This window comes from Sporosarcina luteola (genome assembly GCF_023715245.1).
GTDB lineage: Bacteria > Bacillota > Bacilli > Bacillales_A > Planococcaceae > Sporosarcina > Sporosarcina luteola_C.
The window spans coordinates 1,270,887-1,296,443 of sequence record NZ_JAMBNV010000001.1; the positions used below are offsets into that span (position 1 = coordinate 1,270,887).

The 25,557-nt window shown below is 44.9% G+C and carries 19 protein-coding genes and 1 other annotated feature; of the genes, 16 read left to right on the forward strand and 3 right to left on the reverse strand.

Translation table 11 applies throughout. From position 1 onward, the window contains the following. Nucleotides 1-8 precede the first annotated feature (8 nt). Nucleotides 9-875, reverse strand: a complete 867-nt coding sequence (locus tag M3152_RS05905; protein ID WP_251694256.1) for a carbonic anhydrase — start codon at nt 873-875, stop codon at nt 9-11. A gap of 357 nt (nt 876-1,232) precedes the next feature. Between M3152_RS05905 and M3152_RS05910 the strand changes: the two genes are divergently transcribed. The 13 genes from M3152_RS05910 to M3152_RS05975 all read left to right on the forward strand — a co-directional run bounded on the left by M3152_RS05910 (nt 1,233) and on the right by M3152_RS05975 (nt 18,585). After that, complete coding sequence (locus M3152_RS05910) at nt 1,233-2,210, forward strand: tetratricopeptide repeat protein (protein ID WP_251694257.1); 978 nt, start codon at nt 1,233-1,235, stop codon at nt 2,208-2,210. A 110-nt stretch (nt 2,211-2,320) separates the two neighbouring features. Next, the gene (gene tig / locus M3152_RS05915) at nt 2,321-3,607 is read left to right on the forward strand and encodes a trigger factor (RefSeq protein WP_251694258.1); all 1,287 of its coding nucleotides are present in this window, start codon (nt 2,321-2,323) and stop codon (nt 3,605-3,607) included. A gap of 147 nt (nt 3,608-3,754) precedes the next feature. Continuing rightward, nucleotides 3,755-5,023, forward strand: a complete 1,269-nt coding sequence (gene clpX, locus M3152_RS05920) for an ATP-dependent protease ATP-binding subunit ClpX (protein ID WP_251694259.1) — start codon at nt 3,755-3,757, stop codon at nt 5,021-5,023. A 120-nt stretch (nt 5,024-5,143) separates the two neighbouring features. Continuing rightward, nucleotides 5,144-7,468, forward strand: coding sequence for an endopeptidase La (lon, locus tag M3152_RS05925; RefSeq protein WP_251694260.1), 2,325 nt, complete (start codon nt 5,144-5,146; stop codon nt 7,466-7,468). After that, nucleotides 7,465-8,046: a ribosome biogenesis GTP-binding protein YihA/YsxC gene (gene yihA / locus M3152_RS05930; RefSeq protein ID WP_251694261.1), complete on the forward strand. Its 582-nt coding sequence runs from the start codon at nt 7,465-7,467 to the stop codon at nt 8,044-8,046. The genes lon and yihA overlap by 4 nt, the downstream gene beginning before the upstream one ends. Nucleotides 8,047-8,238: 192 nt before the next feature. Further along, nucleotides 8,239-9,579, forward strand: a complete 1,341-nt coding sequence (gene hemA, locus M3152_RS05935) for a glutamyl-tRNA reductase (RefSeq protein WP_251694262.1) — start codon at nt 8,239-8,241, stop codon at nt 9,577-9,579. Between the two features lie 39 nt (nt 9,580-9,618). Then, nucleotides 9,619-10,449 carry a cytochrome c biogenesis protein gene (locus M3152_RS05940; RefSeq protein WP_251694263.1) on the forward strand — a complete coding sequence of 277 codons (831 nt, stop codon included), beginning with the start codon at nt 9,619-9,621 and terminating at the stop codon, nt 10,447-10,449. Nucleotides 10,450-10,482: 33 nt separating this feature from the next. Further along, nucleotides 10,483-11,412 (forward strand): hydroxymethylbilane synthase, encoded by a 930-nt coding sequence (gene hemC, locus M3152_RS05945; protein WP_251694264.1) that lies wholly within the window; start codon nt 10,483-10,485, stop codon nt 11,410-11,412. Continuing rightward, the gene (locus tag M3152_RS05950; protein WP_251694265.1) at nt 11,405-12,169 is read left to right on the forward strand and encodes a uroporphyrinogen-III synthase; all 765 of its coding nucleotides are present in this window, start codon (nt 11,405-11,407) and stop codon (nt 12,167-12,169) included. Before hemC ends, M3152_RS05950 begins: the two co-directional genes overlap by 8 nt. Beyond that, on the forward strand, nt 12,166-13,146 hold the full coding sequence (gene hemB / locus M3152_RS05955) for a porphobilinogen synthase (protein WP_251694266.1): 981 nt from the start codon (nt 12,166-12,168) through the stop codon (nt 13,144-13,146). The genes M3152_RS05950 and hemB overlap by 4 nt, the downstream gene beginning before the upstream one ends. Next, a complete protein-coding gene (gene hemL / locus M3152_RS05960; RefSeq protein WP_251694267.1) occupies nt 13,147-14,439 on the forward strand; it encodes a glutamate-1-semialdehyde 2,1-aminomutase in 1,293 nt (430 codons plus the stop codon). A 199-nt stretch (nt 14,440-14,638) separates the two neighbouring features. Next, nucleotides 14,639-15,418: a hypothetical protein gene (locus M3152_RS05965; protein WP_251694268.1), complete on the forward strand. Its 780-nt coding sequence runs from the start codon at nt 14,639-14,641 to the stop codon at nt 15,416-15,418. 227 nt (nt 15,419-15,645) lie between these two features. Further along, nucleotides 15,646-15,869: a binding site (T-box leader), on the forward strand. A 70-nt stretch (nt 15,870-15,939) separates the two neighbouring features. Beyond that, complete coding sequence (locus tag M3152_RS05975; RefSeq protein WP_251694270.1) at nt 15,940-18,585, forward strand: valine--tRNA ligase; 2,646 nt, start codon at nt 15,940-15,942, stop codon at nt 18,583-18,585. A gap of 411 nt (nt 18,586-18,996) precedes the next feature. Here M3152_RS05975 and M3152_RS05980 read toward each other — a convergent pair whose 3' ends face one another. Both M3152_RS05980 and M3152_RS05985 read right to left on the reverse strand, forming a co-directional pair. Beyond that, complete coding sequence (locus M3152_RS05980) at nt 18,997-19,794, reverse strand: ATP-grasp domain-containing protein (RefSeq protein WP_251694271.1); 798 nt, start codon at nt 19,792-19,794, stop codon at nt 18,997-18,999. Continuing rightward, nucleotides 19,791-20,657, reverse strand: a complete 867-nt coding sequence (locus M3152_RS05985; protein ID WP_251694272.1) for an ATP-grasp domain-containing protein — start codon at nt 20,655-20,657, stop codon at nt 19,791-19,793. The genes M3152_RS05980 and M3152_RS05985 overlap by 4 nt, the downstream gene beginning before the upstream one ends. A 62-nt stretch (nt 20,658-20,719) precedes the next feature. On the opposite strand from M3152_RS05985, the gene M3152_RS05990 reads away from it, so the two are divergent. From M3152_RS05990 to M3152_RS06000, 3 genes are all read left to right on the forward strand, one after another. Continuing rightward, nucleotides 20,720-21,928, forward strand: a complete 1,209-nt coding sequence (locus M3152_RS05990) for a bifunctional folylpolyglutamate synthase/dihydrofolate synthase (RefSeq protein WP_251694273.1) — start codon at nt 20,720-20,722, stop codon at nt 21,926-21,928. A gap of 93 nt (nt 21,929-22,021) precedes the next feature. Then, nucleotides 22,022-23,725 carry a sensor domain-containing diguanylate cyclase gene (locus M3152_RS18085; RefSeq protein ID WP_251694274.1) on the forward strand — a complete coding sequence of 568 codons (1,704 nt, stop codon included), beginning with the start codon at nt 22,022-22,024 and terminating at the stop codon, nt 23,723-23,725. Nucleotides 23,726-23,749: 24 nt separating this feature from the next. Next, nucleotides 23,750-25,471 carry a sensor domain-containing diguanylate cyclase gene (locus tag M3152_RS06000; RefSeq protein ID WP_251695259.1) on the forward strand — a complete coding sequence of 574 codons (1,722 nt, stop codon included), beginning with the start codon at nt 23,750-23,752 and terminating at the stop codon, nt 25,469-25,471. Nucleotides 25,472-25,557 lie beyond the last annotated feature (86 nt).

Below are 25,557 nucleotides of genomic sequence, written 5' to 3' on the forward strand. Positions count from 1 at the left end.
AATCTTCCTCAATCTACTTCATCTACTTCAATTATTTCGCGCTCATTTAAAGGTTGAACAGGACGTTGGTTTTCAGGGAAAATCTCCTGATAAGCTTGAATTTGTTCTTTTGACATTTCAATCGGTTCTACAAAAACAATCCATTTCACCTTCTCTGTGCAAGGTGGTGTCGTCAATGAGCCGTTGTAAGAGTAAGTTGTTTGATTTGAAGGTAGTAAGGCGTGTAAATCAATAGTTTCATTTAATTCAATATCATTCTCAGTTTCTTTCATAGGAAATGCATCCCAAATAGCTGCAAGTTCTTCGTTTTCTTTTCCTTCTTTAATCATCAGACCGAGTACTGCAAGCTCACCGTCCGCATCTTGGTGTACCAGATGAAGTTCCATATCCATGTTTTGACCATTGATCTGATGCTCGCTTGGTGTATGGAAATGAAATTGAGCAAGTTTGTATTCTGTTCCTTCGACGACAATGCTATTGTTTGGTGCTGCTGGATTAGCCTGAATCGAATGACCGTTATTTAAGATCGAAAGGTGTGACGGTTCATATTGAATTTCAATGCTATCCAGTTTTTTACTCGTTTTCACTTGTGATGAATCGATATTGATTGGTGATTGTTCATTTCCATCTGTACAGGCTGAGTATGCAGGATCCAAATCCCCCCAATGGTCCGGACCTGTTTCTTCATCATAAGACCATTGCATGTTCGCTGTGTCATCTGACTCCGATGTCTCAATTTCTGTTTTGTCAGTGACAGTTACTTCTTCTTTTTCTGATGTAGTTGTTTCTGTTGTCTCTGTTGCCTGTTCAGAGCATGCTCCCAATAACAAGCCTAACGATACAACTACAAACGGATACAAAAATATGTTTTTCATCTTTGGGAATTCCCCCTCTTCCTTAATTTTTTTCTACACCGTTACACAAGAAATACTATACTGAAAAAATCCGTCAAAACAAGACAAAAACTGCCAATACGGATCAAATTTGCCAATACAGTTACTTGATACTAAACGTTTGCAAATAAAAAGGAATGGACATGAGAATTATCCCTTGGTGCTAACTAACTAAGTTCCATTTCGTGGGAACAATAAAATCCAAAGAGTGAAGCTGGTTTGAGGAAAAATGTATCGAGAAATTTTCAGATATGAACATATATAACAGGGAGTGAATAATTCATTTCCGGTTGGAAAATGCTATATGGTATAGTGGATGGATGAAAGAAGGTGAATCCAGTGAGACATAGATACGGAAGGCTAATTAAAAAGGATAACATCGTCGTGTTTCCTGGCGCCTTAGAACGACTGATTGAAAAAGGGTTGGATGCTGTCGAGGATACAGACTACGCAGAAGCTGTGGAGGCCTTCGGACAGGCGTATCATTTCGATCCTGACAACACCCGCATATTAGCGCCATACGCGGTTTCTCTCTATGAAACAAAAGATTTTCCTTTGGCGAAAGAAATAGCAACGAAATTATTACATAGCGGAACAACGGAGTATCTGGACGCCATGGAATTATATTTAGCAATCAGCATCCAGCTGCAGGATTATGACGAAGTTGAAATGACGATTGAAACCCTCCTCGACGAAGGTATCGTCCCGCCAAATATGGTTACTAAATTCAATTACTTACGGGAGTTGAATAATAGGCTATCCTCAAGATACATACGTGAGGAATTGGAACCTCGACAATTGGATGTGTTTACCATGGATGAATTCATGGAAGGAACAACAGAAACACAACAGGGGATTCTTGCTTTATTTGAAAACAGGGAATTGGACAAGACGACAAAAAATCTATTATCGCAAATTGTCGAAAAGGAAAGTTTGCACCCAATCGTCATCACGTACGCGCTTGTCCTCCTGCGCGAATCAGGTTTTGATGGGGAAGTGACGGTCCGGAAGTTTGGGAGGTCGAAAAGTGTCATCCCTGCGGATTTGGAGCTGCCGAGCCAGGATGATCGTTCCATTGAAGTAGTCAATCAAATCGGCGGACTCTTTGAGAAGGATCCCTCGCGTATGCAAATGGCTATTGACGCCAGTCTCCGTTACGGTATTATCGCCTACCCATTCTGCTGGGATGGATTCTCCACTTCCGAGGTTGCGGATGCTTATACGCAATACATAGAAAGCATGTTCACGGGGGCACCGGTCAATGCAACGGAGCTGAATTCCTGGATCAGAACTGTTGACCAACAGACGGATAAGTGATGAGCAGTAAATCTGTTGAAAGATCGAAAGACTATGATATACTGTAAGGGTTGTAAATAGCGTATAAACGTGAGAAAATATACTGGTCATAATGATTCGGAGGTATTTAAATGTCTGTTAAATGGGAAAAAGAAGAAGGCAATAAAGGAACACTTACAGTTGAAGTTCCTGCTGAAACAGTGGATGCAGCACTTGATGAGGCTTTCAAGAAAGTAGTTAAGAAAGTTCAAGCGCCTGGATTCCGTAAAGGGAAAATGCCCCGCAAAATGTTTGAAAGAATGTACGGCGTAGAATCACTTTATAACGATGCGCTTGACATCATCCTGCCTGAAGCGTATTCAAATGCGCTTGATGAAGCGGATGTAGAGCCGATCGCTCAACCTGAAATCGAAATCGATGAAATGGAAAAAGGCAAAACGCTCGTATTCAAAGCACATGTTACATTAAAGCCTGAAGTAAAACTTGGCGACTACAAAGGTCTTGAAGTGACACGTCAGGAAACTGAAGTGACGGACGAAGAGATCGAAGCACAATTGAAGGATCGTCAAACAGCGTTGGCTGAAATGGTCGTAAAGGAAGACGGTGCTGTTGAAAATGGCGACACTGTCAACCTTGATTTCGAAGGATTCGTTGATGGCGAAGCTTTCGAAGGCGGCAAAGCTGAAGGATATGACTTGGAAATCGGAACTGGTTCATTCATTCCAGGATTCGAAGAACAAGTTGTCGGTATGAAGCAAGGCGAAGAAAAAGATATCGAAGTTTCCTTCCCTGAAGAGTACCACGCTGCAGAATTGGCTGGTAAACCGGCTGTATTCAAAGTAAAAGTACATGAAATCAAGTCGAAGGAAGTTCCTGAGCTTGACGATGAGCTTGCAAAGGAAATCGATGAAAGTGTCGAAAGCCTTGAAGAGCTTCGTACAAAAATGAAAGAACAGACAGCTCAAGAGAAGAAAACTGCTTCTGAAACAGCAATGCGTGACGATCTTGTTGAAGCTGCAGCACGTAACGCTGAAATCGATATCCCGGAAGTGATGATCGACTCCGAAGTGGATCGCATGATGGACGAATTCGGTCAACGCCTCCAAATGCAAGGTATGAACTTAGATTTATACTTCCAATTCTCAGGACAAGATGAAGCTGCATTACGTGCGCAAATGAGAGACGATGCACTCAGCCGCGTTCGCGTTTCATTGACACTTGAAGCAATCGGAGCTGCTGAAGGCCTTGAAGTTACAGAAGAGGAAATCAACGCAGAGCTAGAGAAGATGTCTGAGCAATTCGGTATGGACGTCGATCAGATTAAGCAGACATTGGGCGGAACGAAAGTGCTTGAGAACGACTTGCGTTTCAACAAGACTGTTGAATTGCTAGTTGAAAATGCAAAAGTCGCTGAATAATTCTTGATGAAAAATACAAGGTGCGGGTTTCCGTACCTTGTTTTTCATAGGTTAGGATTTTTTGGGCAACTATAGAGGATAAGTTCTAAATAGTTGATAAAACCGGGGGAATCTTGTAAGATTGTCACTTGAATAGGGGTGAGCTTGATGTTCAAATTTAATGACGAAAAAGATAATTTAAGTTGTTCTTTTTGTGGTAAAACCCAAGACCAGGTGAGAAAGCTTGTTGCCGGTCAGGGTGTTTATATTTGTGATGAGTGTGTTGAACTTTGTGCGGAAATCGTCGAGGAAGAAGTTGGACTTGACGAGCACTTCGAGCTGAAGGATGTTCCGAAACCACGTGAAATTCAAGGTATCTTGGATGAATATATTATTGGCCAGGACCGTGCTAAAAAGTCATTGGCCGTTGCGGTTTACAACCACTACAAACGGATCAATACGAATAGTAAGGTCGATGATGTGGAAATTGCAAAATCGAATATCGTTTTGATCGGTCCTACGGGCAGCGGTAAAACGTTGTTGGCGCAAACATTGGCACGTATTCTCGATGTTCCTTTCGCAATTGCGGATGCAACTTCTTTGACGGAAGCCGGCTATGTCGGTGAAGACGTTGAAAATATTTTATTGAAATTGATCCAAGCTGCTGATTTCGATATCGAACGTGCAGAAAAAGGGATCATCTATATTGATGAAATTGATAAAGTTGCCCGTAAGTCGGAAAATGCATCGATCACGCGTGATGTGTCCGGTGAAGGTGTACAGCAAGCACTCCTGAAGATTTTGGAAGGAACTGTTGCAAGCGTCCCACCTCAAGGCGGCCGCAAGCATCCTCACCAGGAATTCCTGCAAATCGATACGACAAATATTCTCTTCATCGTCGGCGGTGCCTTCGATGGGATGGAAGAAATCATCAAACGCCGAACAGGACAGAAAGTGATTGGTTTCGGATCGAATACCGAAGAGGAATCGCGTGACGAAGCAACATTACTTTCTAAATTGATCCCTGAAGATTTACAGCGTTTTGGATTAATTCCAGAATTTATCGGTCGTTTGCCAGTTATCGCAACTCTGGAGCAGTTGGATGAAGCTACTCTGTATCAAATACTGACAAAACCCAAAAACGCGATTGTCAAGCAATACCAAAAGATGGTCGAATTGGACGGCGTTGCGTTGCGTTTTGAAGATGATGCGCTGATTGAAATCGCAAAAGAAGCGATTGATCGGAAAACGGGTGCCCGTGGATTGCGGTCGATTATTGAAAACATCATGTTGGATATCATGTATGAACTTCCGTCACTTGATGAAGTCACCGAATGCATCATTACTAAAGATTCCGTCCTGAAAAAATCCAGCCCGATCCTTTATCGAGAAGATGGTACCCAGATGGAGCTCGATCAAGAGAAAAATACGGCCTGATAAATGGAGGGGTAAAGCTGACTCCGACGATGCGAATCATTCGCTCATCGGTTGTCGGCTTTTTCCACCTTATAGAAAAATGATTAATGGACATACATAACTTATGGAGGTGACTTCCGCATGCCGAATCGAAAAAAGCTGAATGTACCTTTATTGCCTTTGCGGGGGATGTTAGTCTACCCGACGATGGTTTTACATATTGACGTCGGGAGAGAGCGCTCCGTATTTGCGGTCGAACATGCAATTGCGAATGACAATCTCATCATGCTTGCTTCACAAAAAGAGACAAGTGTTGAACATCCGGAAGCCGATGATTTATATCGAATCGGACTTTTAGCACATGTGAAGTCATTGACGGAATTGAACAATGGGACATATCGACTCAATGTTGAAGGTATCGAACGGGCGGAATGGTCTAATTATGAGGAGGCGGACCTCTACCCTGTCGTAGATGTGAAGAGAATACCGGATGACACGGAATTGGATGCAGAATGCATAGCACTTATGCGCATTTTACTTCCTTACTTCGAAAATTACACAAACTATTCCGCTAAAGTTTCCCAGGAAACATTCGATTCCATTGCATCTATCGAAGAGCCGGGAAGGTTCGCAGATATGATCGCTTCCCATCTACCGTTGAAGCTGTCTGCCAAACAGGAAATACTTGAAATTACGGACGTTAAGAAGAGATTGGAGTTCCTTATCAATAAACTTCACGACGAGCAGGCGATCCTCGAACTGGAGCGGAAGATCAATACTCGTGTAAAAGAAGCAATGGAACGGACACAAAAAGAATTTTACCTACGCGAGCAGATGAAGGCGATCCAAAAAGAGCTTGGCGATAAAGACGGGAAGAGCATTGAAGTTGTTGAGTTGACGAAAAAGATTGAAGAGGCTGGTATGCCTGAAAATGTAAGACAGGCTGCATTCCGTGAACTAGATCGTTATGAGAAGGCTCATTCCGCTTCCGCTGAAAGTGGTGTGATCCGGAATTATATCGATTGGCTCGTCGCATTGCCATGGTCAAAAGCTTCGAAGGATCAATTGGATATCAATAGATCCGAGGAAATATTGAACCGCGACCATGAGGGACTCGAATCGGTGAAGGAGCGTATATTGGAATACCTTGCCGTCCGGCAAATGACCAACTCATTACGTGGGCCGATCCTATGCCTCGATGGACCGCCAGGAGTTGGAAAGACTTCTTTGGCTCGCTCCATCGCGGAATCATTGGGGCGCAAATTTGTCCGTATTTCCCTTGGAGGAGTGCGTGATGAATCTGAAATTAGAGGGCACCGCCGTACATATGTCGGTGCTATGCCAGGACGAATTATTCAAGGCATGAAAAAGGCGGGAAAGATCAATCCTGTATTCTTGCTCGATGAAGTCGATAAGATGTCCAACGACTTCAGAGGGGATCCGTCATCTGCCATGCTGGAGGTTCTTGATCCTGAGCAGAACGCAACGTTCAGTGACCACTATATAGAAGAACCATATGATTTATCGGATGTCTTATTCGTAGCGACTTCCAATGATTTAAGCTCCATACCCGGTCCATTGAGGGATCGAATGGAGATCATTTCGATTCCGGGGTATACGGAATTGGAAAAGCGGACTATCGCCAAAAACCATCTCATTCCAAAGCAGCTGAAGGAGCATGGATTGACAAAGTCGCAAGTCCGTTTCAATGACGAAGCGATTCAGAATATCGTCCGTTATTATACACGGGAAGCCGGTGTCCGTGGACTGGAAAGGGAAATCGCCAGGATTTGCAGAAGAGCTGCAAAGCAAATCGTAACCGGGGAAAGAAAAAGTGTTACTGTCAGTGCAAAGGCGCTTGAAACCCTTTTAGGCAAAAGGAAATTCAGCTACGGACAAGCTGAGAAGAAAAACCAGGTCGGCGTTGCAACCGGATTGGCATATACGACGGTTGGAGGAGATACACTCCAAATTGAGGTTTCATTGTCGCCGGGCAAAGGTAAACTGATACTGACGGGCAAGTTGGGTGATGTCATGAAAGAATCGGCACAAACGGCATTATCCTATGTCAGATCTAAGGCAGTGGATTTTCATATCAATCCGAATTTCCATGAATCGTGCGACATTCATATACATGTTCCTGAAGGTGCAGTTCCAAAAGACGGACCTTCTGCGGGCGTAACGATTGCGACCGCACTCGTTTCTGCATTGACGAAACGCCCGATTAAGCGTGAAGTCGGAATGACAGGCGAAATTACGCTCCGAGGCAGGGTGTTGCCGATCGGAGGCGTTAAGGAAAAGTCTTTAAGTGCACATCGAGCTGGCTTGACGACAATCATCTTGCCGGTTGCAAATGAACGTGATATTGAAGATATACCAGAAAGTGTACGGAGTGAGCTGACATTCAAGCTTGTCTCAGATGCTGAAGAGGTATTAGCGTACGCATTGGAGGAGGCTTCCGAATGAAAGTAAATCAAGTTGAAATGATCATGAGTGCGGTAAGACCGGAGCAATACCCGGATGATGGATTTCCGGAATTTGCGTTGGCTGGCCGTTCGAATGTAGGAAAATCTTCCTTCATTAATAAAATGATCGGACGTAAAAGTTTAGCCCGTACATCATCGAAACCGGGCAAGACCCAAACATTGAATTTCTATAAAATTGAAGAGAAATTATTCTTCGTCGATGTCCCCGGTTATGGCTATGCGAAAGTGTCCAAATCGGAACGGGAAGCATGGGGCAAAATGATTGAGAGATATTTAACCGGTCGGGAGCAATTGAGGGCTGTTGTCTTGATTGTCGACCTTAGACATCCCCCAAGCGTAGATGATTGTGTTATGTATGACTTTCTTGGTCATTACGACATTCCTACAATCGTCATTGCAACGAAAGCGGATAAAATCCCGAAAGGTAAGTGGGAGAAGCATAAAAAAGTCGTGAGAAACGAATTGAATATGCGCGCTGGAGATCCATTAGTCCTGTTTTCCTCTGAAAAAGGCATAGGGATTGATGAGGCATGGCGAGAGATTGAAAATAGAATGTAGTTTTTATCCGGATGATAACAAACGTTCATCCGGATTTTACATTATGAAGAAGTAAAATACATTAGAATTAGTACAAAAATAGGGAACGAACCGTTGATGGTTCAAGAGTTAGTCACAAAATTGTCCGTTAGATACAGCGAAATATGTTATAATCGTATATGTGAAAAAGAACGGGAGAGGTGTGAACACCTTATGTATACAATCGTGGTCGGTGTCAACCACCGAACAGCTCCAGTAGAAATCAGGGAAAAATTATCTTTTGTAGAAGCTGAATTGCCAAAGGCGATGCAAGCTTTACAAAAAGAGAAAAGCATTTTGGAAAATGTAATCATTTCTACTTGCAATCGTACTGAAATATACGCTGTTGCTGATCAACTCCATACGGGCCGTTACTACGTGAAACGATTTTTAGCTGACTGGTTCGACATGGAACTTGAGGAATTATCCCCTCATTTGCTTATCTACGAAAATGATGCAGCAATCGAACATTTGATGCGTGTATCAGCGGGCATCGATTCAATGGTGCTTGGCGAAACTCAAATTTTAGGACAAGTCCGAAACAGTTTCTTGGAAGGGCAAAACATCGGAACGACTGGAACAGTCTTTAATGAGTTGTTTAAAAAGTCGATTACACTCGCGAAGAAGGCGCATTCAGAAACTGCCATCGCCGACAATGCTGTATCTGTATCCTACGCTGCTGTTGAGCTTGGAAAGAAGATTTTCGGTTCATTGGATGGAAAGCATATAGCCATACTTGGAGCAGGGAAGATGGGAGAATTGGCCATCAAGAACTTGCATGGCAGTGGTGCCGGCAAAGTGACTGTCGTCAATCGTACGCTTTCCAAAGCGGAAGAGATGGCGGAGCAATTCGGGGGCGTCGCTAAACCGATGCAGGAATTGCAATGCACGCTATTGGAAGCAGATGTATTAATCAGTTCCACCGGTGCAACTGATTTTGTCATTGATTTCGAATTGATGAAATATGTTGAGAAGCTCCGGAAGGGAAAGCCGATTTTCATGGTCGATATTGCCGTACCTCGGGATTTGGATCCTAGAATTGGTGATTTACCGAATGTCTTCCTCTACGACATTGACGACCTGCAAGGAATCGTCGAAGCGAATTTGGCGGAACGTAAACGTGCCGCAGAAGAGATCGGTTTGATGATTGAAGAGGAGATTGTCGAATTCAAGGAATGGATTGCAACGCTCGGTGTTGTGCCGGTCATTTCCGCGTTACGCGAAAAGGCTCTCCATATCCAGGCTGAGACGATGGCCAGCATTGAGAATAAAATGCCTAACCTCACCGCTCGTGAAAAGAAATTATTGAATAAGCATACAAAGTCAATTGTCAACCAAATGCTGAAGGAACCGATCCTGCAGGCGAAAGAGTTGGCATTGGATGGACAGGCAGCTGAAAAACTGGCTTTATTCAAGCAAATATTTGGATTGGTTGATGAAGAAGAGGAAGAAGAAATCGTTCAAACTGAAGCCAAATCCCTTGGTAAAGCTACACACAAATTAGCCGAGGCATAATCCGGGCTATAGATCCATGCGAAAGGCAGAGGTTGCATCATGGCCGAAATGACTATGGCGAGATTCCACGAAGTAATCGTCGTCCTGTATGCGGTGAGCCTCGTATTTTATTTCATCGATTATCTGAATAACAATAAAATCGCCCATCGTAGCGCTTTTTCGATTTTGTCGGTTGTCTATTTGATGCAGAGCGGATTTCTAGTTGCACGGGTGATTGACACACAGCGATTCCCGATCCTTTCCCTTTACGAAGGGATCTATTTCTACGCTTGGCTGCTCATTTCGTTATCGATGATTCTCCAAGTGTTTACAAAGGTCGGGTTCGCTGTCTTCTTTTTAAATGTGATCGGATTCATCTTTATGACAATCCATACATTCACGCCTGTGCAGATTGAGAAGTCGCCTGTTGGTGAATCTCTCATTTCGGAATTGCTCTTCATACATATCACCTTTGCAATCCTATCGTATGCAGCATTTGCAATGTCCTTCGTTTTCGCCATCCTTTATTTGCTCGTCTATAAAGTGTTGAAGAAGAAGAAGTGGACAAAGCAATTCGGACGTCTGCCGTCCCTTCAACAATCGTTATCTGGGATGAAAGCATCGATTTATACCGGCATACCAGTACTGTTCATCAGCCTCGTGCTGGGAATTCAATGGGCAGCTGTTGCACTTGATGAATGGGCAATTTCCGACATGAAGATCATCGGGTCTTTCCTCGTTATTATCCTTTATAGTTTAGTATTGTTTTTGCAAAGAAGAGGAAGACTGACAGCGAACGATTTTGCGTGGGCGAACGTCTTCGCTTTTCTTTTTGTTATCATCAACTTTTTTCTTGGAAGCAGATTATCGCAATTCCATTTTTGGATTTGACGTTTAGGCAGTAAGTATGGGAGGAAGATCGTATTGAGAAAAATCATTGTAGGCTCAAGAAGGAGCAAGCTCGCATTAACGCAGACGAATTGGTTTATCGACCAAATGAAGGCAGCGGGTGCGCCTTTTGAATTTGAAGTGAAAGAAATTGTTACGAAAGGTGACAAAATCCTCGATGTGATGCTTTCGAAGGTGGGAGGCAAAGGACTATTCGTCAAAGAGATCCAACAAGCTCTTTTCGATAAGGAAATTGACTTCGCTGTCCACAGCATGAAGGATATGCCTGCCGTATTACCTGAAGGGCTTATGATCGGTTGTATGCCGCCGCGTGTCGATTCACGGGACGCATTCATCTCCAAAGGTCATGTGAAGTTCATGGACCTTCCGGTTGGTGCCGTCGTCGGGACGTCGAGTTTACGCCGCAGCTCCCAGTTGATCATGCTTCGTCCTGATATTGAAATCAAATGGATTCGAGGCAACATCGATACTCGGTTGCAGAAGATGCAAGATGGCGAATACGATGCGATCCTTTTGGCTGCCGCAGGTTTGAAGCGGATGGGTTGGAGCGATGATGTAGTGACTGAGTATATGTCAATCGAAGACTGTATCCCGGCTATCGGCCAAGGTGCACTTGCGATCGAATGCAGAAGTGACGATGCAGAACTGCTCGCCGAACTGAAAAAAGTCTCCGATGAGAAGACGTGGCTGGAAGTCGAAGCGGAGCGCACATTCCTTGCAGAAATGGATGGCTCATGCCAAGTGCCGATTGCGGGAATTGCCGAATATGACGGAAAAGAGATCGAATTTACTGGATTTGTTGCTTCCCCGGACGCGAAGCAAGTGTTCAAGAAGACGGTGCGCGGTTCTGATCCGGTTGCAGTCGGCAAATCTGTAGCATCTACTTTACGCGCAGAAGGAGCTTCAGAAGTAATCGAGAAAGTGAAGGCGGAAATGGATGCCTGAATTGGGTCCGTTGAAAGGGGAAACCGTCATTTTTACGGGGACGCCGAAATCGCTTGAAGTTTTTGATCTCGTCAGACAGTACGGTGGCATCCCTTACTCGATGCCGCTCATCCAGGTGAATGAAATCGTAGATGCGACCGATGAGAATCAATTAAAGCGTTGTGCAGACTTTGATTGGTTGATATTCACAAGCCAAACTGCTGTGAGAGCATTCCATTTGAAAATGGAACGTTTTAATATGACAACTCAACAGATCCCCTCCAAAATAGCTGCTGTCGGTACACAGACCGCCTCGGCGTTGGAGAAGATCGGCTTCACTGTTGAATTCATCCCGACCATTTTCAGCGCAGACGTGTTTGTAAAGCAATTCAAACCAACGGATGACCGGGAGCTTCGGGTTCTGTTCCTTAGAGGGAATCTAGCCGGTAGCCTCATCCGTGAGGAACTGCCGTTTCAAGTGGAAGAATGGACGATTTATGAAACGGTGTCCCAGCCTGATTCAGTATCTTCAATCATCGATTTGCTGAAAACAGGAGAGAGCACAACTGTTTTATTTGCAAGTCCATCTGCTGTCCGTGTATTTGTAGAAGGCGCAATGCCTGTCGTCGGTTGGGATGGCTATTCAATCGGAGCAATCGGACATGTCACTGAAAAGGCGTTGATCGAGGCAGGCGCCAAGGTGGATGTGAAGCCTGAAATTTATACTCTTAAGGAACTCGTCAATGCATTGGCGAGGCGAAAGGAAGAAATCAAATGACTCAACTACAATTCCGACGTAATCGCCGTCTGCGCAATTCGGCGACAATACGCTCGATGGTAAGGGAAACAATCCTGCAGAAAGAGGATTTCATTTATCCGCTCTTCATCATTGAAGGGGGAAATGTGAAAAATGAAATCAGCTCGATGCCGGGCATTTATCAATTGTCACTTGATCGTTTGTTGGAGGAAGTGGAAGAAGTCGTTTCATTAGGCATACCTTCCGTCATCCTCTTTGGGATTCCTGCAGAGAAAGATGCGACTGGTACAGGAGCCTTTAACGACGAAGGAATTGTCCAGCGTGCTACCCGTCTTATCAAAGAGAAGTTCCCTGAACTTGTTGTCATTGCGGACACATGCTTATGCGAATATACCGACCATGGCCATTGCGGTGTCGTCCATGGATCCGACATATTGAACGACCCTTCACTTGAATTGTTGGCGAAAACTGCGGTCAGCCAAGCAAAGGCGGGTGCTGACATCATCGCACCATCCAATATGATGGATGGCTTCGTCGTCGCCATCAGACAAGCGCTTGATGAAGAGGGCTTCGAAAATGTTCCAATCATGTCTTACGCAGTCAAATATTCATCTGCATACTACGGGCCGTTCCGCGATGCTGCTGAATCGGCTCCGCAGTTCGGGGATCGGAAGACATATCAGATGGATCCTGCCAACCGGATGGAAGCACTTCGCGAGGCGGAGTCGGATGTCATGGAAGGCGCGGATTTCCTGATCGTTAAACCTGCATTGTCGTATTTGGATATCATGCGTGATGTGAAGAACAATGTCCTGCTTCCTGTTGTCGCTTATAATGTGAGCGGTGAATATTCGATGGTGAAGGCAGCGGCACAGAACGGCTGGATCAATGAAAAAGAAATCGTATTGGAAACGTTGACAAGTATGAAACGCGCAGGTGCGGATCTCATCATGACATACCATGCAAAAGACGCAGCGCGTTGGCTGGAGGGAAAATGAATGGGTAAAAGCTACGAAAAATCAAAGCAAGCATTTGCGGAAGCAGTGAAGTTAATGCCAGGCGGCGTGAACTCTCCTGTCCGTGCTTTCAAATCGGTCAATATGGATCCGATTTTCATGGAAAGCGGAAAAGGGCCGATCATCAAGGACATAGATGGTAATGAATATATCGATTATGTCCTTTCATGGGGTCCCCTGATTTTAGGGCATGCAGATCCTGACGTTGTTGAAGGTATTAAAAAAGTGGCTGAGACAGGAACGAGCTTCGGAGCACCTACTTTACTTGAAAATGAACTCGCGCAAATCGTTATCGATCGCGTGCCATCCATCGAGGTTGTCCGGATGGTCTCTTCAGGAACAGAAGCGACTATGAGCGCATTGCGTCTGGCTCGCGGTTATACAGGACGCAACAAGATTTTGAAGTTTGAAGGCTGCTACCACGGCCATGGTGATTCGTTGCTTATTAAAGCGGGATCTGGCGTCGCTACGCTGGGTCTGCCGGATAGTCCGGGTGTTCCTGAAGGCATTGCGAAGAACACGATTACAGTTGCTTACAATGACATGGATGGCGTTCGTGCTGCTTTCGATCAATTCGGAGATGACATTGCAGGCGTCATTGTCGAGCCGGTTGCCGGAAACATGGGAGTTGTCCCGCCGGAGCCAGGTTTCCTGGAAGGGTTACGTGAAATCACCGAGAAGAACGGCACATTGCTTATTTTCGATGAAGTGATGACGGGCTTCCGTGTTGATTACACTTGCGCGCAAGGCTATTTCGGAATCACTCCGGATCTTACTTGCCTAGGCAAAGTGATCGGCGGCGGTCTTCCTGTCGGTGCATATGGCGGGAAACGTGAAATCATGGAAAATATCGCACCTGCAGGAACGGTCTACCAAGCAGGGACATTGTCCGGAAATCCAATGGCGATGACAGCTGGCATCGAGACATTGAAAAAATTGACACCGGCTTCGTATGATTATTTCAAGAAACTTGGCGATCAGCTGGAAGCAGGCTTCCGTGAGGCGGCGACGAAATACAACATCCCGCATACTGTGAACCGAGCAGGCTCCATGATCGGTTTCTTCTTTACGAATGAAAAAGTGACCAATTACGACCAAGCGAAAACGTCCGACCTGGAACTGTTTGCGGAGTACTTTCGCTTGATGGCAGAAGAAGGAATCTTCCTGCCGCCATCCCAGTTCGAAGGCATGTTCCTTTCCTCATCCCATACGGAAGAGCATATCGAACAGACCGTCCAAGCATTCCACAAGGTATTCGCCCAATTGGCACGATAATTATGTTAGCTGTCCGTTGTCGGGTTTCCCGACAACGGGCAGTTTTTTTATTGGCATTGCGAGCAAGGAGCCCTTGATGGAATAAATGAGCCCTTTTGCGAATAATGGAGCCTATCAATAATACGAGCTTCACTTTCTTCTACCTTTCCTGTTCGCTGCATATAATGGCAAGTGAATGAAACAAGGGGAGGGAAACGGAATGAAAAAGTTACAATGGAATATGGAAGAGGTCTTTTATTTTCCAGAGAATGTCGGTGTCCCGAAGGATGCACGCCTCGTTAAAGTGAAAGCTGGATTCACGGAGAAGCGATCAGAAGAAGCAGTACGCCTATCTGGCATCTATCACATTGCCGCCAAGGTAGACTTTACAGAGGGGCAGCGTAGTGAGTCGATTCCTACAGATGCAATCTTCGTCGATGATGTGGAGCTAGAAGGGGAAACGGGTTACTTTGAATACGCTGTACCGCTTTACATCGACCTGCCGCCGGAAGTAGATCATCCATTGCATATCGAAGCGACAGACGTCAAATCCACATTCGACGGACAAGGTTCCTTTACGGTCGCTTGGAATGTCAACTGTACGTACGGACAGAAATCTGCCGAAGAAGTTGCAAGCGAAAAATCTGCCAGCAAAGAAGACGTTAGTCAAATTACAGCAAATGTAGAAGCGAAAAAGGCAACCGAAGTCGCAGAAGAGAAGTTGATAACGGCTGCAGTTCAGGATGTGCCAAAAGAAAAGGTGGCTGCCGGACAGCAGGAACAGACACAAGTAGCACAAGTGATCGAAACACGTCAGTCTTCAGAGGCACAAAATCGGACAGCTGCAGCGCCTGTCCAAGAACCGCAAGCAGCTGCAATGCATGACAGCAGTATATGGAATGCACAGGATGATATACTGTCATACATTGCAATGTTGCCGGATGAGCGGACGTCGACGCGATTCCGCTCAAATGATATCTTTGTAAAGGAGGAAAGCTAATCCTCCAAGAGCACATAATAGGAGGAAATCACCGGTCGTAGGGACGATCAAAAGCCTGATCAACTGAAAAATGGCAATCGGGATGATGATGCCTTTGCAATAAAACCTTGTCTTCCGTAACCACGGGGGCAATAAAAAAGGATTATATCCCTTTCTCATAACTACCTTCCTTTCCTAATTTACTTGACGAAGTCTCTTCCAATCGCATACAATGGTTATAACTATATAATGATGCATTGATCGGGAGAGTACGCGATTTTCATTTATCCAAGAGAGGGCGCCATCGGTGGGAGGGCCTATGAATGAACTTGCGGAAAGTCACCCGGGAGCAGTTTCCGTGAATTTCGAGTAGCGGAAGCCGGTTTGAAACCGTTATTTATTATTGAGGCGCAAACGCTTTTTAGTTTGCGCGAATAAAGGTGGTACCACGGATAACTCCTTCGTCCTTTTTGACGAACGGAGTTTTTTTGTATTCACTTTTATTTTATTAGCTGTTTTGCAAGTAAAGAGGAGGAGTTCAAATGTCAACAGAGAATTTGTCAATGCCGACGAAATATGAGCCGCAGTCGATTGAAGCGGGCCGTTATGAATGGTGGCTGAAAGGGAAGTACTTCGAAGCGCAACCGGAAAGCGGGAAAGAGCCGTATACGATCGTCATTCCGCCGCCGAACGTAACAGGCAAGCTCCATTTAGGTCATGCTTGGGATACGACGCTGCAAGATATTCTTATCCGGATGAAGCGGATGCAAGGCTACGATGCTTTGTGGCTGCCAGGAATGGACCATGCAGGAATTGCGACACAGGCAAGGGTTGAAGAGAAGCTTCGGGAAGAAGGAAAGTCCCGCTATGATCTTGGCCGTGAAAAATTCCTTCAGGAAACGTGGAAATGGAAAGATGAATACGCTGGCCATATCCGGGCGCAATGGGCGAAGTTAGGTCTAGCGCTTGATTATTCTAGAGAACGTTTCACGTTGGATGAAGGATTATCGAAAGCGGTCCGTGAAGTGTTCGTCAAGCTCTATGAAAAGGACTATATTTACCGCGGCGAATATATCATCAACTGGGATCCGGCTACGAAAACGGCGCTTTCAGACATCGAAGTTATCCATAAGGATGTTCAGGGTGCATTCTATCATATGCGCTATCCACTGGCAGACGGAACGGGCAGCATCGAAATTGCTACGACGCGCCCTGAAACGATGCTCGGCGATACTGCTGTAGCCGTTCATCCGGAAGATGAACGCTATATGCATTTGATCGGTAAAACGGTTAAACTGCCGATTGTCGGACGGGAAATTCCGATTATCGCAGATGATTATGTTGATATGGAATTCGGTAGCGGTGCAGTAAAAATCACCCCGGCACACGACCCGAATGACTTTGAAATCGGCAATCGACATGACTTGCCACGCGTGCTAGTCATGAACGAAGACGGCAGCATGAACCAACTTGCAGGCAAATACGAAGGAATGGACCGCTTCGAATGCCGGAAAGCGATCGTCAAAGATTTGCAGGACCTTGGCGTTTTATTCAAAATCGAAGAGCATTTGCACTCCGTAGGCCATTCAGAACGTAGTGGTGCAGTTGTTGAGCCATATTTGTCAACGCAATGGTTTGTTAAAATGGCGCCGCTTGCAGAAGAGGCGATCAAACTTCAGCAATCGGAAGGAAAGGTCAATTTTGTTCCGGAACGTTTTGAAAAGACGTATTTGAACTGGATGGAAAATATCCATGACTGGTGCATTTCACGCCAGCTCTGGTGGGGACATCGAATTCCTGCCTGGTACCATAAAGAAACGGGCGAAATTTATGTAGGACATGAAGCGCCACAGGATCTCGAGAACTGGAACCAAGAGGAAGATGTACTCGATACATGGTTCTCCTCCGCATTATGGCCGTTCTCGACGATGGGCTGGCCTGATCTTGATAATGAAGAGTTCAAGCGCTACTATCCGACGGATGCGCTCGTAACTGGTTACGACATCATTTTCTTCTGGGTATCCCGGATGATTTTCCAAGGAATCGAATTTACGGATCAGCGTCCGTTTAAAGATGTATTGATTCACGGTCTTGTCCGAGCGGAGGATGGCCGCAAAATGTCGAAATCCCTAGGCAACGGAATCGACCCTATGGAAGTGATTGATAAATATGGTGCCGACGCATTGCGCTATTTCTTATCAACTGGATCCTCACCAGGCCAGGATCTTCGCTATTCAACGGAAAAAGTTGAAGCGATCTGGAACTTTGCGAATAAAATCTGGAATGCCTCTCGTTTTGCGTTAATGAATATGGACGGCATGACGTATGATGAAATCGATCTTACCGGTGAAAAATCCGTTGCGGATGCTTGGATCCTTACACGGTTGAATGAAACGATCGAGCAAGTGACGAAGCTTGCAGAGAGATATGAATTCGGTGAAGTCGGCCGAGCGCTCTACAACTTCATCTGGGATGACTTCTGCGACTGGTATATCGAAATGGCGAAATTGCCGTTGTACGGAGAAGATGAAGCGGCGAAGAAAACGACACGTTCGGTTCTCGCTTACGTTCTTGACAACACGATGCGCCTCTTGCATCCGTTGATGCCGTTCATTACGGAAGAGATCTGGCAGAACCTCCCTCATGAAGGTGAGTCGATCACAGTGGCGGCTTGGCCTGTAGCGGATCCTGCATTGACGGATAAGGCAAAAGCTTCGGATATGAAGCTGCTCGTCGACCTCATTCACGCAGTCCGCAACATCCGTGCTGAAGTGAATACGCCGATGAGTAAAAAAGTACCGCTTTATATTGCAGCGAAAGACGAAGCGACTGTTGCCGTTCTGGAAGCGAATCGCAGCTATATCGAACGCTTCTGTAATCCGGAAACACTTGAAATCGGAGTCGGCATTTCGGCGCCGGGCAAATCGATGTCAGCTGTCATTACGGGAGCTGAACTATTCCTTCCGCTAGAAGGCTTGCTTAATATCGACGAAGAAATCGAACGGTTGAAGAAGGAACTGGCGAAATGGGAAGGCGAAGTGAAACGTGTCCAAGGAAAACTGTCCAACGAACGATTCATCTCAAAAGCTCCTGAAGCAGTAGTCGAGGAAGAACGCGCGAAAGAGAAGGACTACTTGGAGAAGAAAGCTGCGGTAGAGCGCAGGATTGAAGAATTGAAAGAGATTTAATGCAAAAAGAGTTGGTCCTCCTGAAAATGGAATTGACCAACTCTTTTTTTGTTACTTAACTGCGAGCGCGCTCATAAATCTCGTTACACGCTCATAAAGCCGAGCGAGTGATCATAAACTCTCGCAAGTGATCATAAAGGCGTGCGAGTGATCATAAAGCCGCGCGAGTGATCATAAACTCCCGCAAGTGATCATAAAGCCGTGCGAGTGATCATAACCCCCTGCAAGTGATCATAAAGCCGAGCGAGTGATCATAAAGCCATGCGAGTGATCATAAACTCCTGCAGGTGATCATAAAGCCGTGCGAGTGATCATAAACTCCTGCAAGTGATCATAAAGCCGTGCGAGTGATCATAAACTCCTGCAGGTGATCATAAACTCCCGCAAGTGATCATCAATTCGCGCCAGCGCTCAAAAGTCCTCTAATTTCTTCTTTACATACTCCAGCAACTTCTCCGCAACCGAAAAATCATGCGTCACATATAGCGATCGGGCGCCTACCGGGTCTTCAATTTCATTCAACAGCCAATCGCCATTCGGCAATAAAAGAAAATCAATGCCGATATAATCGCTTTTCAACGCTTTAGCAATTTTGCGTGCCTCGCTCTCTTGCCACTCAGAAAGCATGTACTTCTCAACAGTACCGCCCAGTGTATAGTTCGATTTGAATGAGTTGCTGCCGATCCGCTTTACCGCTCCCAACACTTCATCACCAAGCATGAACACCCTTATATCCGTCGAGTTAGATTCAATATACGGCTGGGCAATCAATCGTCTGCCTGCGAACTTTGAGAAAACCTCTTCTGCTTCATCCTTCGTTTGGCAAAGGAATACTTCATCTCCGCCATGTCCATCAGTTGTTTTTAAAACAATTGGGAGGGGAGGTAGGTCTAGTATTGACCTGGCCTTTGTTGTAGGAATGACAGAAACGCCTAACAGAGTCGCAAGCTCAAATGTATTCAATTTATCATTGGCAATCCGGTTCACTTCTGACCGATTGATCACCCTGAATCCCGCAGATTCCCATCTTTCCGCAAGCATTGGATTTCGAGTCCGGAATAAAATGAAGTCCACCTCATCATCAGGTTCGTCCTCATCCAAGAGCAATGTCAACGAAATTTCCATCCGCGACGCTTGCAACATCAAATCATCAATGAATCCTCGATTGCGCTCCGCATCAGCCGAAGAATAATATACATGTCCCTTCAACCCAATTTACCAAGAATATAGCTGATCATCCTGTCCGCAACGTTAATGCCTGTTACGTTATATATATTGCGGATATGAGCCGCGGCATTCACTTCACAGACGAGCGGGGCTTCATTTTCTCCAAACAGCAAGTCCACCCCAGCAAATTCGGCACCGACCGCTTCGGCTGCCCGGATTGCCAATTCCTTTTGCTCGGAAGTCAATTCAATGACGCTCGCCACTCCGCCATTCGTAATGTTCGCCCTGAAATCAGTTTCGGAATAACGGTACATCGCTGCTACAACTTCACCGCCAACGATATTCACCCGGATATCACGTCCTCTGCTCGTCGCTATAAACTGCTGGAACACATAATCGACTCCTCGCAATTCATCCACTTTCGCAAAGAACTCCTCTTCCGTTTCAATCAAATACACTTTCATTCCGAAGGAACCATGACCTTCTTTAATAATCATTGGCAAACCAAGTTTTTCAAGCACCTTTTCATAATAGCCCGAGCCTTCAATCGTGAAATTTGGATAGACTTTCGGAGCGATGATCGTTTCGGGCATCGCAATATTGCTCTTTGCAAGTTGTATGTATTGCTTTGCTTTATTATCACAAGTCTCAATCACTTCAGGGTCATTGAAGACGGGAATGCCTGCATTTTTCAAAAAAGTCGCAAGCAGGATATCCTTGTCCAGGAAGACGACAAAGTCAGGGCGCTCTTCCAGCGTTTCATTCAAGGCCATTAGCACTTCGTAATTTTTCTTGAGTGTCCCCTCGACTCCTGCTCGAATAGCGGCGTCTCTCAAAAGCTCCGCCTGATCACGGAATTTATCACTCGTCAAACTGCCATTATAGATGACCCAACATTTTTTCATTTCGTTCCCTCCGGCCGTGATATACTTACCCTATGCTGATTTTACCATAAGGGGCGAGTGTATTGATTCCGAAATTTGATAAATATAAAGATCGATTTGATATAGAAAGTGATGATGAAATAAAACCGGGGCTCGATAGCATTCGTGCCGCGCTTCGGAAAGTAGGGAACCCGGAAAACGGATTACGTGTCATCCATGTGGCGGGGACGAACGGAAAAGGATCCACCATCGCCTTCATGGAGTCCATCTTGAAAGAGCATGGATTTTCGACAGGCGTCTTTTCATCTCCGGCCTTGGTTGATGTGCATGACCAAATCCGTATCAACGGAGAGCCGATCACCCCGGAAGAAATGGACAAGACGTTTAAAGCGATGAAAAAAGCGGATCTAAGTGGAACATTGACTGACTTTGAATTATTGACCGTCGCGGCTTTTCTGACATTTGAAAAGCTATCGCCAGATTTTGTCCTTCTTGAATGTGGAATGGGAGGCAGTTTGGACAGCACGAATGTCGTTATGCCGCTCGTTTCTGTCATCCCTTCAATTGCATTGGATCACGTTGGGTTTCTAGGAGATACGCTTAAGGAGATTGCTGGCCATAAGGCGGGGATCATTAAAGAGGATATTCCTGTAGTTGTCGGGCCGCTGCCAAATGAGGCAATGGAAGTGATCCGATTGAAAGCGCTAGAGACAAAAAGTGAATTGCTATCGTACGGGTATGACTTTGAACTGTTACATGGTGAGTTCATCGGGGAATCGTTTCGTGTGTCAATAAAGGAACGTAGGATGAAAGGTCCCCATCAGGCTGTAAACGCGGCAGTTGCAATCGAGGCATTGCTGCAAGCGAAGATTTCTTTGAATGAGGAATCCGTTGCAAAGGGCAGCGCAACTGCGTCATTGCCATACCGATTCCAGGAAATCGCTGATGGTGTCTTTATCGACGGTGCGCATAACCCGGCAGCTGCCAAAATGCTTGCCGAGACGATCAAGTCGGAATTTCCCGGTGAAGAAGTCGACTTCGTCATCGGCATGTTGAAAACGAAAGACATTAAAAGAACGCTGGATGAATTGATTCCTGTCGCTGCGTCTTTCACTTTCGTCACTTTTCCGCATCCACAGGCAGCTACCGCGGAGGAATTAATATCCAGTTGTCAGTATAGTAGAAAAAAGGTGACAAAACAATTAGATGATACTATAATACTAAGTAAGAGAAGTGGTAGGAAGATAATAGTCGCAGGGTCGCTATATTTGATTAGTAGTCTTTTGAACTAGTTCTCTAGCGAGGCCTACATCGCCTTCAATTTGGACAACTTCATATTAATTCGTATATATTACAGATAGAATTTAAAAAGGGGGGCATGAAGAGTGTCTAAAAACAAGTGGTCTACAATCAGTCTCTTTATCATTTGGTTGCTCATCGTTCCCCCCGGAATCAGTTATTTTCTTATCACTCAAATGCCTGAAACCATTAACGTAGTTTACCTAGTGCTCTTTATTCTATTTGGAGTACTGACAGCCCTTTTTCCAATTAAGCGGGATGGAAAACCAATTACGTTAGTCATGTGGGCAACACTGCCGGCTTTCCTCATGTATGGGATCGCAATTGAGATGATTGTTATGCAACTTTCAATAATTGCGACACTCTTTGTATCCAAGAGATATCAAAAGCAATCACACCGATTTTTCCTGAACTCCATCATGATGTTCATTTTATCTCTTGTAGCTGCTGCCGCTTTCTATGTGGTCGGTGTGCAACCAGGCTCAATGGACTTCTGGCCGCTTCTGATCGGTGTGGCAGTCTATAGGTTGGTTCATACGACAACGAATTTCGGTTTGTTGAATATGTATTTTGAGGCAAGAGGAGCGAAAAGGACTTACACGATAAAAGATATTGTTTTCGAGTACGCTACACTTATTATCATATTACCGCTGGCTCTAACATTCTATTTGACACTTAATATGGTTGGCATCGCTTCTTTTTTGCTTTTAGGATTTCCTTATTTTATGACAATCACGATTATTCGTCTTCACAGCCGTTCCGAGAGTATCAACAAGTATATTAAAATAGCAGGGAAAATTGGAAGCGACCTTTCTGTCATGACGGATGAAGATTCAGTTACAACCCAATTCATCGAGAAAACGAGCGAGTTATTCAAAGCCGACTATGTCCTACTCTTCACGAATCATGATCAATGGCTAGAGCTGGAAAAATGGTACGAAAGAAAGCATTTTGTCAAAAGATCATTCCAAACGGTCCAGCTCGGTGAAGGCATTGCAGGTAAGATATTGGAGACGAAGGAACCTGTCATTTACTCGAAGCGTAAAGACTGGGAACAACATGCCACGGTTTCAGCTCCTGATGACATGGAGAGCGTCCTCTGCATCCCATTGGTCCATAACAATGAAACGAAAGGAATTCTTCTATTAGGTTCCAATCGGAAAGCCGCTTTTGGGGATCATCAGTTGAAGATTTTGGACTTGCTCGGTTCCTATTATATTGTAGCTCTGGAGAAGGCGAGATACGTACAAGAGGCATTGCAACGTAGTGAGAGGTGCGCATTGACGAAACTATATAATTATCGGTATTTGGAAGAAAGGCTTCACTTTGAAATGAACCGGATGAGCATGGGGGATATCGATGACTTATCTGTCATCATGCTTGATATCGATCATTTCAAAAAAGTGAATGATACTTTCGGTCACCAAAGCGGAAACGATATCTTATATGGTCTGGCTAGAATTCTGGAGAAAGCATTACCGGACCATGGAACGATCGGACGGTATGGCGGTGAGGAATTTGTCTATTTATTGCCGGACTTCTCCAAAGCGGAAGCGGTCGCTTTTGCTGAGAATCTCCGATTGCTTATCAGGCAGCATGTATTTACAATCATCCCCGATTTGGGCGAGGACAAGTACCCGGTGAAAGTGTCCATCACATCCAGTGTCGGAGTAGCGAATGCGCCAACAGATACGGATGAAGCAATGAATTTATTGCGAAATGCAGATCGCGCTTTATACATCGGCGCGAAGCAGGCAGGAAGAGATCGTGTGGCCGAGTACGTGAGATAAAAAAGGAGGGACTAGGAATTGATAGTGACAGCTCAACAAAAAAGAACGATCTATATCCTGTGGCTTCTTATTGTTCCTATGATGTTTTACATAGCCCTCAACTACTTTCCGTCGGCATCATACGATTATGTGAACTTGGCCATTTATATGGCCATCCTCCTTGCTACACTGACGACAACCATCTCCTTGGGTAATGTTAGTATCACATTAGAAAGATGGGTCATTTTCTCGCTGTTTTTCCAATACGGCATTGTTGCTGAAATGATTTTTATGCAAATCGTAACCGTGGTATTGCTTTATAGCCATAAATCACCGACGCCAAAAGCCTTCCGATTTGCAGTGAATTCCATCGAATCTATCATTGTTTCGCTAATAAGCGCGGCAATCTTTTATGCTTTAGGCGGTTCGCTTACGCAAATGTCGCTAGGTTCATTTTTCCTTGCAGGTTTCATATTTGCCACCGTCTATTCATTGCTTAATAGTGCCATCCTCTTTATAGTTTTCAAATGGATAAAAGCCGGCACATCCGGGATGAAAAAGATTGTCTGGTGGGATTATATTTCGACTATCCTCTTGTTGCCGTTTGCTATTACTTTTTGTCTTCTTATGCAGCAAGTTGGCACTAAAGCATTTTTGCTGATTGGCGTTCCATTTTTGATTGTGTTACTCGTTTCAAGCAACTACATGAAGTCTAATAAATTGAATGAAGTATTATCCTCATCCACCGTCATCGGCCATCAGCTGGCAGATAGGTTACGAGTTGAAGATGTATTCCTCACTTTCATTGATAAAATTAAAGGTGTAATCCCTTATGAAAGCGCCTATATTGTTGATTTGAGAATGGGTGAAAACCTTGTTATGCTCGCACTTAAAGAAGGCGAATTTCGTAGTGGTGAGGCAAATAGATTTTCATTTCCACAAAAGAAGTCTGATGGGGACGGCTTAGACGTGGAAGTGACCAAGTTGTTTTTGAATAAAAGAAGTATAAGCTCGCTCATAGGATATACATTCGATCCCTCCGTCGAAAGTGTTATGACAGCTCCGATTAAGAGGAACCAAAAGACGGAAGCCTTCTTAGTCCTCACGTCCAATCATCGGTATGCATTTGAAGAAATGCATGTGAAGATGGTGGATCTCTTAACCGGCTATTTTGCTACCGCAGTGGAAAAAGCGAGGTATTATGAGCGGACGGTGGAAAAGAGCGTAAGATGCGGATTGACAGGCCTCTACAATTTCCGTTATTTAGAATCTAAGCTGGATGAAGAGGTTATTCGTTACCACACTGGTGAAATCTCCACCTTATCCACAATCATTCTCGACATCGATCACTTCAAGGCAGTCAATGACACATACGGCCACCAAAGTGGAAATGATCTGCTATGTACATTTGCCGCGCTATTAAGGAGCCACCAAACGTCCGAAATAACATTAGCCAGGTATGGCGGTGAAGAGTTCGTAATGATCCTGCCGAATTATGAAAAATATGAAGCTGTGGAGCTTGCTGAAACGATTCGAAAAGAAGTGGAAGAGTCCAGTTTCAAAATCATCCCGGATCTATCCGAGGACCGTGAACCGACAATCGTCAACATGACAGTGAGCGTCGGAGTCGCAACAATGCCGATGGACGCAAAAGACGGAAAAGAATTGCTTCGCAACACCGACCGTGCACTTTATATCGGCGGCAAACAGGCAGGGCGCAACCGGGTAGGGGTTTATGAAGAAGAAAAAGAGAATGTAGTCAGTTGAAGACCGGCATCTGTCGGTCTTTTTCTATGATATTTTTACTATTTTCATTAACTAGTTGATTAGTTTCGACATTTTTCGTATGCTGT

Excerpts from the sequence above, each read along its gene's own strand:
- hemB (WP_251694266.1), top strand. The coding sequence starts at position 12,166 with ATGACTCAACTACAATTCCGACGTAATCGCCGTCTGCGCAATTCGGCG.
- lon (WP_251694260.1), top strand. The coding sequence starts at position 5,144 with ATGCCGAATCGAAAAAAGCTGAATGTACCTTTATTGCCTTTGCGGGGG.
- M3152_RS05985 (WP_251694272.1), bottom strand. The coding sequence starts at position 20,657 with ATGAAAAAATGTTGGGTCATCTATAATGGCAGTTTGACGAGTGATAAA.
- M3152_RS05905 (WP_251694256.1), bottom strand. The coding sequence starts at position 875 with ATGAAAAACATATTTTTGTATCCGTTTGTAGTTGTATCGTTAGGCTTG.
- M3152_RS05940 (WP_251694263.1), top strand. The coding sequence starts at position 9,619 with ATGGCCGAAATGACTATGGCGAGATTCCACGAAGTAATCGTCGTCCTG.
- M3152_RS05965 (WP_251694268.1), top strand. The coding sequence starts at position 14,639 with ATGAAAAAGTTACAATGGAATATGGAAGAGGTCTTTTATTTTCCAGAG.
- M3152_RS05950 (WP_251694265.1), top strand. The coding sequence starts at position 11,405 with ATGCCTGAATTGGGTCCGTTGAAAGGGGAAACCGTCATTTTTACGGGG.
- tig (WP_251694258.1), top strand. The coding sequence starts at position 2,321 with ATGTCTGTTAAATGGGAAAAAGAAGAAGGCAATAAAGGAACACTTACA.
- yihA (WP_251694261.1), top strand. The coding sequence starts at position 7,465 with ATGAAAGTAAATCAAGTTGAAATGATCATGAGTGCGGTAAGACCGGAG.
- hemL (WP_251694267.1), top strand. The coding sequence starts at position 13,147 with ATGGGTAAAAGCTACGAAAAATCAAAGCAAGCATTTGCGGAAGCAGTG.
- clpX (WP_251694259.1), top strand. The coding sequence starts at position 3,755 with ATGTTCAAATTTAATGACGAAAAAGATAATTTAAGTTGTTCTTTTTGT.
- hemA (WP_251694262.1), top strand. The coding sequence starts at position 8,239 with ATGTATACAATCGTGGTCGGTGTCAACCACCGAACAGCTCCAGTAGAA.
- M3152_RS05975 (WP_251694270.1), top strand. The coding sequence starts at position 15,940 with ATGTCAACAGAGAATTTGTCAATGCCGACGAAATATGAGCCGCAGTCG.